Source organism: Streptomyces sp. NPDC039424 (assembly GCF_055639495.1).
The window spans coordinates 1-15,079 of the sequence record NZ_JBVKAI010000010.1 but is presented as its reverse complement, the minus strand read 5'-3'; the positions used below and the strand labels follow the sequence as shown (position 1 = coordinate 15,079).

Genomic DNA, 15,079 nt, shown 5'->3' with positions numbered 1-15,079 from the left:
ACGATGTCCCGCCTCGCCGACCTCAGATTCCGCGCCACCACCGCCTTCCAGCGCCACCTGGCCAACCCGGTCACGCGCCGCCTCCCGCTCCAGACGGTCCTGGAGACCACGGGCCGTACCTCCGGCCTGCCCCGCCAGACCCCCGTGGGCGGTCGCCGGGTCGGGGACTCCTTCTGGCTGGTGTCGGAGTTCGGGGAGAAGTCCCAGTACGTCCGGAACATCAAGGCGAACCCGGCGGTACGGGTCCGACTCCGGGGGCACTGGCACACCGGTACCGCCCACCTGATGCCCGACGACGACCCGGTCGCCCGCCTCCGCGGCCTGCCCCGGGGGAACAGTGCGGCGGTACGGGCGCTGGGGACCAGTCTGCTGACCGTACGGGTCGATCTGGACGCCTGAGGCTCCTTCACCTCACCCCGGCCAGACGATCGCCTGCACCTCGCTGTACGCGTGCAGCGCGTAGACCCCCACGTCCCGGCCGACCCCGCTCCTCTTGAACCCCCCGAACGGCGCCTCCATGTTGCGGCCGACGGTGTTGATCCCGACCCCGCCGGCCCGCAGCCGCCGGGCCACCCGGAAGGCGCGGGCGACGTCGCCGGACCAGACGTAGTCGATCAGGCCGTAGTCGGAGTCGTTGGCCAGGGCCACGGCCTCCTCCTCGTCGTCGAAGGGGATCACCGAGACCACCGGGCCGAAGATCTCCTCGCGGGCCACCCGCATGTCGTTGGTGCAGTCGGCGAGGAGGGTCGGGGAGACGTAGAAGCCGCGGTCGAGCGGGGGGCGTTCACCGCCGGCGACCACGGTGGCGCCCTCCTTGCGGGCCAGTTCGACGTACGACTCCACACGGTCCCGGTGTCCGGCGGAGATCACCGGGCCCACCACCGTGTCCGCCTCGGCCGGATCCCCCACCTTCAGCCTTCCCGCGTACGCGGCAAGCCCCGAGACGAGACGGTCGTACACCCCCCGCTGCACCAGCACCCGCGTCGGCGCCGTGCAGATCTGCCCGCTGTAGAAGGAGAAGGTCGTACCGATCCCGGCCACCGCCGACCCGATGTCAGCGTCCTCGAAGACGACCGCCGCGCCCTTCCCGCCCAGCTCCATCAGCTGCCGCTTCATCCCCCGCCCGCACACCTCGGCGATGCGCTGCCCGACCGCCGTGGAACCGGTGAAGCTGACCATGTCGACGTCCGGGGAGGCCACGGTCGCCTCGCCCACCCGCACCGCGCGGCCGGAGACGACGTTGACGACTCCGGGGGGTGCCCCGGCCGCCTCCAGTGCCTCGGCCATGCGGTAGACGGACAGCGGGTCCTGCGGGGCGGGTTTGACGACCACCGTGTTGCCCATGGCGAGCGCCGGGGCGACCTTTCCGGCGGGGTTGGCCCAGGGGTTGTTGTAGGAGGTGACGCAGGTGACGACGCCGACCGGCTGGCGCACGGCCAGCGCGCCCATCACCCCCGCCTTCCCCATCGGGCCCGCCTCGTTGATCTGCGGCGCGACGGGCCACTCGGCCGGTTCCACGCGGGCGTACCGGCGGAAGCGGGCCGCGGCCACGCCGACCTGCATCGCGCGGGCCGTGCCGGTCGTGGCGCCGGTCTCGGCGCGGGCCAGGTCGGCGTACGGCACCAGGTGGGCGCGGATGTGGTCGGCGGCCCGGGCCAGGACGGCCGCCCGTTCCTCCGGCGGGGTCCGGGACCACGGGCCGAACGCCTCGCGGGCCGCGGCACAGGCCGCGAGCGCCTGGTCCCGCGTGGCCTCCGGTGCCCGGCCGACGGTCTCCTCGGTCGCCGGGTCGACGACCTCGTAGTGGCCGCCGTCCGGCTCGACCCACGCGCCTGCGATGAACAGCCGCTGCCCCTCGCTCACTTGGTGCTCACCGTCCGGGTGTCCCGCCCCGAGCGCAGCACCCGGCCCGGGACCGCCCCGCTCACCACGTCGTCCCGGATCGCCTCGACCCCGTTGACCCAGACCGCCCGGACACCGAGCGCCTTGGAGTCCAGCCGTGGACTGTCACCCGGCAGGTCGTGCACCAGGGTGGCCTGGCCCGCGGCGATCCGCTCCGGGTCGAACAGGACGAGGTCCGCATGCCAGCCCTCCCGGATCCGGCCCCGCTCGCGCAGACCGAAGAGGCGTGCCGGGTCGTCCGTCAGCATCTTCACCGCCTGCTCGATGCCGACCAGCTTCCGGCCGCGCAGGCAGTCCCCGAGGAAGCGGGTGGTGTACGGCGCACCGCACATGCGGTCCAGGTGCGCGCCCGCGTCGGAGCCGCCGAGCAGTACGTCCTCGTGCTGCCAGGTCTCGGCGCGCAGGGACCAGGAGGCGGGGTCGTTGTCGGTGGGCATCGGCCACAGGACCGTACGGAGGTCGTCGGCCGCGCAGATGTCCACCAGGCAGGCGAAGGGGTCCTGGCCCCTCTCCGCCGCGATGTCCCGTACCACGCGGCCGGTCAGCCCGCGGTTCGCCTCGCTGTACGTGTCGCCGATGACGTACCGCCCGAAGTCGGCCAGCCGCCGGAAGACGCCCGCCTCCTTGGAGTCGGCGCGGCGCAGCATCTCGGCCCGGACCGCGGGGTCGCCGAGGCGCGCGATCCGCTCCGGTACGGGCAGGCCGAGGATCTCGCCCCAGCCCGGGATCAGGTTGAGCGCGCAGAAGGTGCCCAGGGACATGTTCATCGGCGTGAGGATGGGCATGGTCAGGGCGACGACCCGGCCGCCCGCCTTCCGGGCCCGCTCGCTCGCGGAGAGCTGGCGGGGGACGCGTTCGGGCACGGCGGCGTCGACGGTGAGGACGTTCCAGTTCAGGGGGCGTCCGGCCGCCGCGCTCATCTCCACGAACAGGTCGATCTCGGCGTCGCTGAACTGGTCGAGGCAGCCCGCGACGATCGCCTCGATCTGTGTGCCCTCGTGCTCGCCGACGGCCCGGGAGAGGGCCAGCAGTTCCTCGGGGCGTGCGTGGCGGGAGGCGACCGGCTGTCCGTCGCCGTCGGAGTGGGTGGACGATTGGGTGGTGGAGAAGCCCCAGGCGCCCGCGTCCATCGCCTCGTGGAGGAGGCGCAGCATCCGCTCCAGCTGCTCCGGCGTCGGCTGCCCGCCCACCGCGTCCGGGCCCATCACGTAGCGGCGCAGCGCGCAGTGGCCCACCATGAAGCCCGCGTTGACGGCGATCCGGCCCTCCAGCGCGTCCAGGTACTCGCCGAAGCCGTGCCAGTTCCAGGGTGCCCCCTCCTCCAGCGCGACCAGGGACATGCCCTCCACCTTGGACATCATCCGCCGGGTGTAGTCGGCGTCCTCGGGTCTCTCCGGGTTCAGGGGGGCCAGCGTGAACCCGCAGTTCCCGGCCGCGACCGTGGTCACCCCGTGGTTGAGGGAGGGGGTGGCGTACGGGTCCCAGAAGAGCTGGGCGTCGTAGTGGGTGTGGGGGTCGACGAAGCCGGGGGTGAGGACGAGGCCGGTGGCGTCCTCGGTGGTCCGGGACTCCTCGGTCACGGAGCCGAGGGCGGCGATCCGGCCGTCCCGGATGCCCACGTCGGCGGTGTAGGCGGGCGCGCCCGTGCCGTCGACGACGGTCACGCCCTTGATCAGGTGATCGAGCATCCTCGCGGCCTCCTCACGCCGCTTCCCGGAACCGGGTGGTCCGGTGGACCGGGTCCGTGTCGATCTTCGGGATGACGTGCTCGCCGATCAGCCGGATGGTCTGGAGGGTCTCCTCCTTCGGCACCCCGACCGGCAGGCCGAAGCTGAGCTGGTCCGCGCCCGCCTGCTCCCAGCGCTTGCACTGGCGCAGCACCTCGTCGGGGTCGCCGCAGATCAGCAGCTCTTCCTCGACGAGGAGTTCGACGAACTCGGGGGTGTACTCGGGGAGCGTCTCCGGCCAGAGGGGGAAGCCCTCGGGGCGCGGGAAGGTGTCGTGGTAGCGGAAGACGAGGGAGGGGAGGTAGTGCAGTCCGCCACTGGCCGCGATCCGGATCGCCTCGTCGTGGGTGGGCGCGCAGATCGCCGTCGTCGTCACCATCACGTTGTCGTTGACGAAGTCCCCGATCGGCTCGGCGTTCACGATCGCCGTCTTGTACTGCTCCAGGACCCACTCCATGTCGGAGACCTTCTGGATGCTGAAGCCCAGCACCCCGAGCCCCTTCTTCGCGGCCATGGCGTACGACGGCGGGGACCCGGCCGCGTACCACATCGCCGGGTGCGACTTGCCGTACGGCTTGGGCAGGACCTTCCGCGGGGGCAGCTGCCAGTGCTTGCCCTGGAAGCCCTCGTACTCCTCCTGGAGCCACATCTTGGGGAACTCGGCGATGGTCTCTTCCCAGATCTCCTTGGTGTGGTTCATGTCGGTGATGCCGGGGAGGAAGCCGAGGATCTCGTGCGAGCCGGCGCCGCGGCCGCTGCCGAACTCGAAGCGGTTGCGGGAGAGGTGGTCGAGCATGGCGACCTTCTCGGCCACCTTCACCGGGTGGTTGACCTGGGCGAGGGGGTTGAAGATGCCGGAGCCGAGGTGGATGCGCTCGGTGGCGTGGGCGAGGTAGCCGAGGAAGACGTCGTTGGCGGAGAGGTGGGAGTACTCGTCCAGGAAGTGGTGCTCGGACGCCCAGGCGTACTTGAAGCCGGACTTGTCCGCCTGGATGACGTACTCGGTCTCCTCCATCAGTGCCTTGTGCTCGGCCAGCGGGTCGGTCTCGGCTCGCTTGCCCACGTATCCCTGTACAAAGAGCCCGAATTCCAAGGCGGGTCACCGTCCCTACACTTACTGACACACCGTCAGATTGTCTGCCGCCCGACTGTTGCACCGCCCGCATGCACCGTCAATAGCTGACGACTCGTCAGATCCGCCGTCAGATGACACTCACTCCCGCCAGCCATCCGCCGTCGATCACGAACGGCTGCCCGGTGATGTACGAGGAGTCGTCCGAGGTGAGGAACAGGGCCAGCCGGGCCACCTCCTCCGGCCTCCCGATCCGGCCCAGCGGCACGAGCTTGCGGTACAGCTCGTCCAGCGCCCGGGAGGTCTCCTCGGCGTCCGCGTCCGGGTCCAGCCGGGCCGGATTGGACATCGGGGTGTCGATGGCGCCCGGGCAGACGGCGTTGACGCGGATCCGCCGGGGCGCCAGCTCCAGGGCGGCGACCCGGGTGAGTCCGAGGACGGCGTGCTTGGTGGCGGCGTACGTCCCCACCGCTGCCATCCCGGTCAGCGCGGTGTAGGAGGCGGTGTTGACGATCGTCCCGCCCTCGGCCATCGCGGGCGCGACCGTCTTCATCCCGAGGAAGCAGCCCACCTGGTTGACCTGCACGACCTGCATGAACTCCTCCAGGGGCGTGTCCACCAGGGAGTTGAAGCGCAGGATGCCCGCGTTGTTGACCAGCCCGTCGACGCGGCCGTACGCCGTCCGCGCGGCGGCGAGCGCGGTCTGCCAGTCGGCCTCGCTGCGCACGTCCAGGTGCACGTACGGCGCCCCCAGCTCCTTCGCCAGCGCCTCCCCCTGCTTGTCCAGCACGTCCGAGACGACCACCCGCGCGCCCTCCGCCGCGAAGAGCCGCGCCTCCTGCTCGCCCTGCCCGCGCGCCGCACCGGTGATGATGACGACGCGTCCGTCCAGCCTGGCCATGCGGTCTCCCTAGAGGTGAGGAGCGACATCGGCGCCGAACGCCGAGATCTGGTCGGTGAGTTCCTCGCGGCTCCGGCAGCGCAGCCGCACCTGGATCTGGTGCACGCCCATCGCGCGGTACGCCCGGAGGGACTCGGCGAGGCCCTCAGGAGCGCCGGTGAGCGTGCGTCGGCCGACCTCCCAGGCGGCCCGGCCGACGTACAGGGGCTCGGTGATCGCGCCGACGGTGAAGGACGCCTCGATGCCCGCCCGTTCCCGCAGCTCCCGGATCCGGGCGATCTGTGCGGGCAGCCGGTCCCTCGGATCCCCCTGCGGCAGCCAGCCGTCGCCCTTGAGCGCGGCCCGGCGTACGGCGGCGGGCGAGGAGCCCCCGACCCAGACGGGGACACGGGACTGGGCGGGCCTGGGCCGCTGGCCGAGCCCCTCGAAGTCGTAGAACTTCCCGTGGTGCTCCGGGAATTCGTCCGGACCCAGGGCCACCCGGAGCGCGTCGACCGACTCGTCGAGCAGCGGGCCGCGCCGCTCGAAGTCCACCCCCAGCGCCTCGAACTCCTCCCGTACGTGCCCGGCGCCGACTCCGAGGACCAGTCGCCCTCCGCTCAGGTGGTCGAGGGTCGCGTACTGCTTGGCGGTGACGAGCGGGTGCCGCAGCCCGACGATCGCGACATGGCTGAGCAGCCGGACGCGTTCGGTGACGGCGGCGAGGTGGGCGAGGGTGGCGACGGGGTCGTACCAGACCGTGCTCATCGCGGGCGCGAGGCGGCGCGGGATGGCGACATGGTCGCAGCAGGCGACGTAGGCGAAGCCGGCGCGGTCGGCGGCGCGGGCGATGGCGACGAGGTCGGCGGGGCCGGCTTCGGCCTCCCAGGCCTCCGTGTAGAGGGTGCTCTGGGACTGGACGGGGAGCTGGATGCCGTAGGCGAGGCGCCCCTCGGGCAGGACGGGCACGACGACCCCCTTGTTTGACGGTCCGTCAGATAGGTCCCATCGTCTTGGCTGACGACCCGTCAGGCAAGGGCAACGGCCCCGGCGGAACAAGTCCGCCGGGGCCGTCGATCACGCGGCTGATGATCCTCTGGGGGTCAGCGGGCGAAGCCGCCGCCGAAATTGGCGTCGGTGACGGGCGCGCCCAGGGTGGCCGGGCCGAAGACGACCGAGCCGGTAGCGGTCGGACCGGTGGTGGTGGACCGGAAGGCCCAGACGGCGCCGTCGAAGGTGTTCTCCCCGTGGGCACCGACGTACAGGTCCGCGCGGCCGTCGTGGTCGGCGTCGACCAGCGCGGTGTGGGTACCGAAGAAGTCGTTCTGCTCGGCGGTACCGGGCACACCCGCGGTGTTCTGGCTGAAGGACACCGCCCCTGCGCCGGTGAGACCCGTCTTCCCGCCCCGCAGCACGGTCACGGCACCCGCCGAGGCGGCCTCGCCGATGTCCTCGCCCGGGGAACCGGCCGCCACGTCGGCGTAGCCGTCCCCGTTGACGTCGGCGACGGAGACGCCCCATCCGAAGCCGTCGCCGACCTCGGAGGTGCCGGGCACACCGGACGTGTTCTGGTTGATGAGCGTGGTGTGCGAGGTGTCCGGGCCGGCCGCGGAGCCGTACACCACGCCGATCTGGCCGCCGATGCGCTCCGAGTCGACCTGGGTCTCCCCGGACCCGTCGATGGGGCGTCCGATGACGACGTCCGCGTACCCGTCCTTGTTCACGTCACCGAGGGCGAGGCTGGAGCCGCCGGGCACCTTGGTGCCGCCGGCCTTCTTCAGGGGCACCGGGGCGCCGAGGCCCTGCTTGGTGCCGTGCAGGTAGACCACGCGGTGGAGTACGGGCTCGCCGTCCTCGCCGTAGTCGTGGATGAGCGCGACCAGGTCGGTGACACCGTCGTGGTCGACGTCCCCGGCGGCCACGTCGTCGGTGCCGTAGTCGAAGTCCAGCGAGAGGCCACCGGAGCGCGCGGCACCGGCGGTGCGGGTGAACGGCCCGTCCAGCAGGCGGTTGGCGGTGGCCACGTCGAGGTGGCCGTCGCCGTTGAAGTCACCGACGTTCGGCTGCGCGGCGTCGACCCGGTCGCCCTCGGCGCCGGTGGCCACGACCTTCCCGCCGGCAAGCCCTGCCTTCCCGCCCCAGACCACGGTCAGGGTGCCCGCGTTCTGCACGGAGCCGACGTCCTCACCGCCCGCGCCGACGACCAGGTCCGCGAACCCGTCGCCGTCCAGGTCGCCGAGGGCGAGACCGGAGCCGAACCAGTCGTCGGCCTCGGCCCCGCCGGGTATGCCCGCCGTGTCCTGGCTGATGACCTGCCGGTGGGTGGTGTCCAGCCCCTTCGACGAGCCGTACACGACGCTCACGTACCCCGCACGGGTGTGCCCGCCGACCTTGCCCCACGACGCGGCGACGGCGAGGTCCGCGTACCCGTCGCCGTTGAAGTCGGCGCGCACGCTCTGCGCACCGGCGGACGGCGTACCGGCCGCGTGCGCGCTCACCGGCCCGACGACGGCTCCGGCGACGGCCACGGCGGCCACGAGTCCGAGGCGGCGGGAACGAAACCTGCGCTTGCTCATGAAGAACCCAACTCCCGTCAGTGGAACAGCAGTTGACCAACGGGAGGAGTCAAGATCCTCACGCCGTCGCCCAGTACGACTCACCCCACGGCGACGGGGTTGCCCTGGAGGGCGGCGGAAATTCCCCGGGCGTTAACCGACGGCCCCGGCGGCCCCGACGACCCCGCCCGGCCACAGGCCGTCCTCCGTCAGCCCCAGCAGCTCGATCGCGTTCCGCCGTACGATCCGCTCGACCACGTCGGCCGCCAGGTGCCCCATCTGCGCCTCGCCGACCTCGCGGGACTTCGGCCAGGTGGAGTCGGAGTGCGGGTAGTCGGTCTCGTACAGCACGTTGCCCACCCCGATCGAGTCGAGGTTGCGCAGCCCGAAGGCGTCGTCGAAGAAGCAGCCGTAGACGTGGTCGGCGAAGAGCTCGGAGGGCGGCCGGTGCACCTTGTCGGCGACACCGCCCCAGCCCCGGTTCTCCTCCCACACCACATCGGCCCGCTCCAGGATGTACGGGATCCAGCCGATCTGCCCTTCCGCGTACATCACCCGCAGATTCGGGAAGCGCTCGAACTTGCCGCTCATCAGCCAGTCCACCATCGAGAAGCAGCAGTTGGCGAAGGTGATGGTGGAGCCGACGGCGGGCGGGGCGTCGGCGGAGGTGGAGGGCATGCGGCTGCTGGAGCCGATGTGCATGGCGACGACCGTTCCGGTCTCGTCGCAGGCGGCGAGGAAGGGGTCCCACTCGTCGGTGTGCACGGAGGGCAGGCCCAGGTGCGGGGGTATCTCGGAGAAGGCGACGGCGCGGACCCCGCGGGCGGCGTTGCGCCGGACCTCTTCGGCCGCCAGCCCGGGGTCCCACAGCGGAATGAGCGTGAGCGGTATGAGCCGGCCGTGCGCGTCCGGCCCGCACCACTCCTCCACCATCCAGTCGTTGTAGGCCCGCACGCACAGCAGCCCGAGGTCGCGGTCCCCGGCCTCGGTGAAGGTCTGGCCGCAGAAGCGGGGGAACGTGGGGAAACACAGGGCCGACTGCACATGGTTGACGTCCATGTCGGCCAGACGCTGCGGGACGTCGTACGACCCCGGCCGCATCTGCTCGTACGTGATGACCTCGAGCCTGATCTCGTCCCTGCTGTAGCCGACGGCGGTGTCGAGGCGGGTGAGGGGCCGGTGCAGATCCTCGTACACCCACCAGTCGCCGACCGGCCCGTCATCCCCGGGATTCCCCATGACGGGCGCGAACCGCCCGCCGAGGAAGGTCATTTCCTTGAGCGGCGCGCGGACTATCCGGGGGCCGGTGTCCAGGTACTTCTTCGGGAGCCGGTCCTGCCAGACCCGGGCGGGCTCCACGGTGTGGTCGTCGACGGAGATGATCCGGGGGAAGTCGCTCTGGGTGTCCATGGCGCCCACGGTAGCGCTGATCTGACGGACCGTCAGTAACTGAACCGCTGGTCGGTGCTGACGAGGTCTGTGCGGAACTGTGAGGAGAGCATGTGAGGGGGTTGTGGACTCCCGTGCGCCGCCTGTGATCGGCGTCTCGCACGGCTGACGCATCCGCCCCGAACAAGGCAAACTGACGTAGTTGTTCGGGATGCCTAGGGGGACGAACGCATGGACGGTGGACCGCGAGTACCGGAGCAGCGGCGTCCCGGCTCCTCCTCGCACGAGGAGCCGGAGACGCTGCGCTTCGGCGTGCTCGGTCCCGTGCGCGCCTGGCACGGCGGGGAGCCGCTCAACACCGGCTCCCCCCAGCAGCGCGCCCTCCTGGCCGCCCTTCTGCTGCGCGAGGGCAGGACGGCGACCGCCGCGGAACTGATCGACGCCCTCTGGGGCACCGAGCCGCCCTCGCAGGCCCTGGCGGCGGTACGGACGTACGCCTCCAGGCTGCGGAAGGTACTGGACCCCGGCGTCCTGGTGAGCGAGTCCGGCGGCTACGCGGTACGCGGCCTCGGCGACGGCGCCCTGGACCTGGCCGTGGCCCAGAACCTGGCGGCGGAGGCGGAGAAGGCCCGCAACTCCGGGGACCTGTGCCACGCCCGGGACGTACTGAACCGGGCGCTGGCACTGTGGGACGGGGAACCGCTGGCGGGCGTACCCGGCCCGTACGCGGACGCGCAACGGGTCCGCCTGGAGGAGTGGCGCCTCCAACTCCTGGAGTCCCGCCTGGACATGGACCTGGAGCAGGGCTGCCACGCGGAGGCGGTCTCCGAACTGACCGCCCTCACCGCCGCCCACCCCCTCCGGGAACGCCTGCGCGAGCTCCTGATGCTGGCCCTGTACCGCAGCGGCCGCCAGGCGGAGGCCCTCGCGGTGTACGCGGACACCCGGCGCCTGCTCGCGGAGGAACTCGGGGTGGATCCGCGCCCCGGGCTCAGAGAACTCCAGCAGCGGATCCTTCAGGCCGACCCCGCACTGGCGGAACCCTCGGCGCCGGTGGCGGAACCCGCGGTGGTCCCGGTCCGCCCGGCGCAACTCCCCGCCACCGTCGCCGACTTCACGGGCCGGGCCGCCGTAGTCGGCGAGCTGAGCACCGTACTGGCATCGGCGTCGGAGGCCGAGGGCCGGGTGATGGCCGTATCGGCACTCGCGGGCATCGGCGGCGTCGGAAAGACGACGCTCGCGGTCCACGTCGCCCACCAGGCACGGACCGCCTTCCCCGACGGCCAGCTCTACGTCGACCTCCAGGGCGCCGGCGCGAGGTCCGCGGAGCCGGAGACCGTACTGGGCTCCTTCCTGCGCGCACTGGGCACCGCGGACTCGGCCATCCCGGACTCACTGGAGGAACGGGCGGCCCTCTACCGGTCGGTACTGGACGGCCGACGCGTCCTCGTCCTGCTGGACAACGCCCGGGACGCCGCCCAGGTACGGCCCCTGCTGCCCGGGACGGAAGGGTGCGCGGCCCTCGTGACGTCCCGGGTGCGGATGGTGGACCTTGCCGGGGCCCATCTCGTCGACCTGGACGTGATGTCCCCGGACGAGGCGCTGTCCCTGTTCACGAAGATCGTGGGCGAGGAACGGGTGGCCTCTGAGCGCGAGGCCGCGCTGGACGTGGTGGCCGCGTGCGGCTTCCTCCCGCTGGCCATCCGCATCGCGGCCTCCCGTCTCGCCGCCCGGCGCACCTGGACGGTCTCCGTACTGGCCGCGAAGCTCGCGGACGAGCGGCGCCGACTCGACGAGCTCCAGGCCGGGGACCTGGCCGTGAAGGCCACCTTCGAACTGGGCTACGGCCAACTGGAGCCCGCCCAGGCCCGAGCCTTCCGCCTCCTGGGTCTGGCCGACGGACCGGACATGTCACTGGCGGCGGCAGCGGCGGTACTGAACCTGCCCACAGAGGAGACCGAGGACCTGCTCGAAGCCCTGGTCGACACCTCACTACTGGAATCAGCGGCACCCGGCCGGTACCGGTTCCATGATCTGGTCCGGCTCTACGCGCGTGCTTGTGCGGAGAGGGACGAGGTGCCGGGGAGTTCTCGGGATGCGGCTATGTCGCGGTTGCTGGACTTTTACCTGGCCACCGCGGCGGGGGTCTACGCGATCGAGCGGCCGGGCGATCGATTGGTGGATCACCTCGAGCCCACTCAATACCCGGGCCTGACCTTCACGGACTCCAAGGCCGCCGTGGACTGGCTGTACGCGGAAGGTGACTGCCTCCTGGCCTGCGTCCGCCAGAGCGCCGGGCGCGACATGCTCAGGCGGGCCGTAGACCTGTTGTGGGTCGCCAAGGACCTCACGGAATCCGGGACGAATTCCCACCAGTACGAAAGCACCGCTGTGGCCTTGCGAGACATGGCCCAGGAGAGTGGCGACAGCCGTTCCGAAGGCCGCGCGCGCACCGCGTTGACCAATGCGCTCCTGGTCTCCGACAAGTTCACGCAGGCGGATGAGGAGGCACGCCTGGCCATCCTCCTCGCGCAGAAGTCAGGAGACCTCGCGCCTTGCTGCTGGGCCCCCAACGACCGCGGAATCATCGCCCTCTATCAAGGGCGCAACGACGACGGGGAGCGGCACCTGCAAGAGGCGATCGCCAACTACCGCGCGGACGGAAACCTGCCGGGCGAGGCCAGCGCTCTGTGCAACCTGTCCCGTATCCACGTCAAGCTCGGGCGGCTGACCAGCGCGGTCGAGCTGGCCAGACGGGGACTGGCCATCTACGACCAGCTCGGGCTTACCCTCCGTGTCGCCAACGCGCGCCTCGCGCTCGGCATCGCGCTCAGCGCGGCCGATCGTGGTCCGGAGGCTCTGGAGCAACTCCACGAAGCGCTGCGGTTGTTCCAAGACAACAGGCAGCGTCTCTGGGAGGGGACCGCCAACTTCCGTATCTCCGAAACGCATCTGGCCGCCGGGCACCACGCCTTGTCAGCACGCCACGCCGAGCAAGCACTCGCCCTCCGGGTCATCGGAGGTGATTGGATGCGGGCCAACGTGCTGACGACGCTGGGCCAAGCACTCAACCAGCTCGGGCAGACCGACCGGGCGAGGGCCTGCTGGAGCGAGGCCCTCAACATCCACGAGCAGTTCGGCGCCGCCGAGGCCGAGCATGTGAAGGCCCTCCTCCGGCCGGCCGCCGCAGCCTGACGAACCGTCGGAGTCGGCGTTCATTGTTTGTTTATCGCCGTTCGTCATCCTCATAAGTGCCGGTCCGTCGCGTCGGGGGGCAGACGGCACGGCACTCGGCCCCACCGCTAGGGTGAACGGCCTTGAAGCCCGTCCGGCGGTCCTCGGGGGAGTCGCCGGACGGGCGATCATCCTTCTAGGACGCTCGACAGAAAGTTGCCGACGATGAGCGACACCTCGCAGAAGCACAAGATCAAGACGCTGGAAAACCACGCCGGCAGCCCGGACGACGGCTCCACTGTCGAGCCGCTGGAGAACCATGCGGGCAGCACCACGGAGAGCGAAACCATCAAGCCGCTCGAAAACCACGCTGGTGTTGTGGAAGAGGGCATCCTGAAGACCCTGGAGAACCACGCCGGCTCCGAGAAGGCGTAACGCCCTCACACACGACGGGGGATCGGCCGCGGCGGCGCGGAGGGGGAGCCGTCGCGGCCGAGGCGTGTCTGGGGCCAGAACAAGATCCAAGCCGTTCTTTGGCAAGAAGCATTCGATCTACTCGAACAATCGTTCCTTGGGAATTAACGTCGCTTCCGCCCTTGAAGCCCCCTTCTTAACAGGAGCTGAGATGACGCGTACCAAGAAGATCCTCGCCACCATCGCCTTGGTGCTCGGTGCCACGGCTGTCGCGACCAGCCCTGCACTGGCGGACAACCACATGCCGGTGAGCCCGCAGGACAGTGTCGTGGCTCCGCTGGACAACCACATGCCCTGACACGGGACACCATCGGTGGGGCCGAGCGCATCGCCCGGTCCCCCTGCCATGTCACCCCGGCGACATGAGGCCGCCCTCTCCGCCTCCGTCGCCAACTCGCATCGCACGGTCTTGCCCGCCACTTGCTGGCGGGGGATGTGGGGACGCGGCCGCGTTACACCTTCCTGTGCGTACAGTCATGAGACAATCACAAGTGACGCCGACCCGCGTACCACTGAAGGGGTTTCGACTGCGCAAGCGCAAGTGACGAACGTCGGTGATGAGTTGTGCCCCACGCCAGGGACCCCGACGCATCCGCGAACGTCCCCTCCTTCTACGGCGCCGAGTTGCGCTACCAGCGCAAGCTGTCCGGCCTCACGCTCGAACAACTCGCGGAGAGAAGCTTCCGCAGCGTCCCGTTCCGCCACCGCCCACCCCTACGCCGTCCCCGTCCGCGACTCGAAAGAGCCCCAGGACGGCCCCGTACTCCTCTTCCGCCCCTCCGCCCCGACGGTCTTCCTCGACGCCCTGAGGGGCTGACCCCGCCGAGTTATCCACAGGCTGAGCGGCCGGTTGGGGATTCTGGGATCTTGCCTGGGTGGAGCGAAGGGACTTACAGGCGCTGGCGGAGAGGGGCATCCTCCTCACCGCGCGGGCCGTGGAGGCGGGCTGGCCCCGGCGGAGCCTGGCGCGCGTGCTGCGGGCCGAGGGATGGGTCCGGCTCCGGTACGGCGCCTGGGCGGAGCCGGGGCGGGACCTGGACCTCCTCACGCGGCTCCGGGCGGTGCAGCTACTCGAACCCCGGCTCGTCGTGAGCCACCGTTCAGCGGCTGCCATCTGGCGGATCGAGACGCTCACCCGTGCCTCAGAGGCACCCCTGCACTTCATCGACCCGCAGCTCACCATCCGCCGCGTGGGCAGCGGCGTGCGCGTACACCGGCTGCCGCTCAGCACGCAGGACGTGTTCGAACGACAGGGACTGCGGCTCACCGCCCCGCCCCGCACGCTCGCCGACCTCCTCCGGGGCGGCCCGAGGGACGAGGCGGTCGTCGCAGTGGACTCGGCTCTGTCCTACCGCAGAGTTGAAGGCACCCGCCGCCCACCGCTCGTCGGGCCCGATTCGATCACCGCCGCGCTTGAGCCTCCCTCGCGGGGGTCGGCCCGGGCTCGTGGCTGGCTGCGCCTGACCGGTCCGCTGACCGGATCACCGGCCGAGACCGTTGCCCGGCTGCGCATGTACGACGCCGGGCTCCACCCCGAGAGCCAGGCCGAGCTGCACACCCCGGACGGCCGGCGCCGCTTCGTCGACTTCCTGTTCCGGGCGGAAGGGCTGGCGGTGGAGATCGAGGGCTACGCCTACCACGGCACCCGCGACGCCCACCGCAGGGACATCGCCCGCTACAACCAGCTCCTCCAGTGCCCGGAGATCCGCAGCCTCCTCCGCTTCGGCGCCGAGGACGTCTTCCATCGGCCCGCCTACATGGTCGAGGAGATCCGGGCCGGCCTGGCTGCCCTGGCCCACGATTCCCGGTGACCGTGGGGGCCGCCCGCTTCTTGGTCATTGTCGTGCTTCCACGGCCCGAGTAAAGGGCGCTTCGCGTCGGCTGCGCCGATGGCCCTGCGGGCCAC

Annotated in this window: 13 protein-coding genes; 6 read left to right on the top strand and 7 right to left on the bottom strand. The window is 71.1% G+C overall.

Going from position 1 to position 15,079, the window contains the following annotated elements; translation table 11 throughout:
* Positions 1-3 precede the first annotated feature (3 nt).
* A complete protein-coding gene (locus tag ACZ7L0_RS24220) occupies positions 4-399 on the top strand; it encodes a nitroreductase/quinone reductase family protein (protein ID WP_471244622.1) in 396 nt (131 codons plus the stop codon).
* A 12-nt stretch (positions 400-411) separates the two neighbouring features.
* On the opposite strand, the gene ACZ7L0_RS24215 is transcribed toward ACZ7L0_RS24220, so the two are convergent.
* The 7 genes from ACZ7L0_RS24215 to ACZ7L0_RS24185 all read right to left on the bottom strand — a co-directional run bounded on the left by ACZ7L0_RS24215 (position 412) and on the right by ACZ7L0_RS24185 (position 9,546).
* The gene (locus ACZ7L0_RS24215; RefSeq protein ID WP_471244621.1) at positions 412-1,863 is read right to left on the bottom strand and encodes an aldehyde dehydrogenase family protein; all 1,452 of its coding nucleotides are present in this window, start codon (positions 1,861-1,863) and stop codon (positions 412-414) included.
* On the bottom strand, positions 1,860-3,590 hold the full coding sequence (locus tag ACZ7L0_RS24210) for an N-acyl-D-amino-acid deacylase family protein (protein ID WP_471244620.1): 1,731 nt from the start codon (positions 3,588-3,590) through the stop codon (positions 1,860-1,862). The genes ACZ7L0_RS24215 and ACZ7L0_RS24210 overlap by 4 nt, the downstream gene beginning before the upstream one ends.
* 13 nt (positions 3,591-3,603) lie before the next feature.
* A complete protein-coding gene (locus ACZ7L0_RS24205; protein WP_471244619.1) occupies positions 3,604-4,722 on the bottom strand; it encodes an LLM class flavin-dependent oxidoreductase in 1,119 nt (372 codons plus the stop codon).
* A 109-nt stretch (positions 4,723-4,831) separates the two neighbouring features.
* Positions 4,832-5,602 carry an SDR family NAD(P)-dependent oxidoreductase gene (locus ACZ7L0_RS24200; protein WP_471244618.1) on the bottom strand — a complete coding sequence of 257 codons (771 nt, stop codon included), beginning with the start codon at positions 5,600-5,602 and terminating at the stop codon, positions 4,832-4,834.
* Positions 5,603-5,611: 9 nt separating this feature from the next.
* Positions 5,612-6,550 (bottom strand): LLM class F420-dependent oxidoreductase, encoded by a 939-nt coding sequence (locus ACZ7L0_RS24195; RefSeq protein WP_471244617.1) that lies wholly within the window; start codon positions 6,548-6,550, stop codon positions 5,612-5,614.
* Between the two features lie 134 nt (positions 6,551-6,684).
* On the bottom strand, positions 6,685-8,157 hold the full coding sequence (locus tag ACZ7L0_RS24190; protein ID WP_471244616.1) for a VCBS repeat-containing protein: 1,473 nt from the start codon (positions 8,155-8,157) through the stop codon (positions 6,685-6,687).
* 132 nt (positions 8,158-8,289) lie between these two features.
* Entirely contained in the window at positions 8,290-9,546 is a 1,257-nt protein-coding gene (locus ACZ7L0_RS24185) for an amidohydrolase family protein (RefSeq protein ID WP_471244615.1), read from the bottom strand.
* Positions 9,547-9,756: 210 nt separating this feature from the next.
* Here ACZ7L0_RS24185 and afsR point away from each other — a divergent pair, with 210 nt between their 5' ends.
* The 5 genes from afsR to ACZ7L0_RS24160 all read left to right on the top strand — a co-directional run bounded on the left by afsR (position 9,757) and on the right by ACZ7L0_RS24160 (position 14,984).
* A complete protein-coding gene (gene afsR / locus ACZ7L0_RS24180; RefSeq protein ID WP_471244614.1) occupies positions 9,757-12,720 on the top strand; it encodes an SARP-family global regulator AfsR in 2,964 nt (987 codons plus the stop codon).
* Positions 12,721-12,924: 204 nt separating this feature from the next.
* Positions 12,925-13,134 (top strand): hypothetical protein, encoded by a 210-nt coding sequence (locus ACZ7L0_RS24175; protein WP_471244613.1) that lies wholly within the window; start codon positions 12,925-12,927, stop codon positions 13,132-13,134.
* Positions 13,135-13,324: 190 nt separating this feature from the next.
* Positions 13,325-13,471 (top strand): hypothetical protein, encoded by a 147-nt coding sequence (locus ACZ7L0_RS24170; protein ID WP_471244612.1) that lies wholly within the window; start codon positions 13,325-13,327, stop codon positions 13,469-13,471.
* A gap of 48 nt (positions 13,472-13,519) precedes the next feature.
* Complete coding sequence (locus ACZ7L0_RS24165) at positions 13,520-13,990, top strand: DUF397 domain-containing protein (protein ID WP_471244611.1); 471 nt, start codon at positions 13,520-13,522, stop codon at positions 13,988-13,990.
* Between the two features lie 58 nt (positions 13,991-14,048).
* Entirely contained in the window at positions 14,049-14,984 is a 936-nt protein-coding gene (locus ACZ7L0_RS24160; RefSeq protein WP_471244610.1) for a hypothetical protein, read from the top strand.
* Positions 14,985-15,079 lie beyond the last annotated feature (95 nt).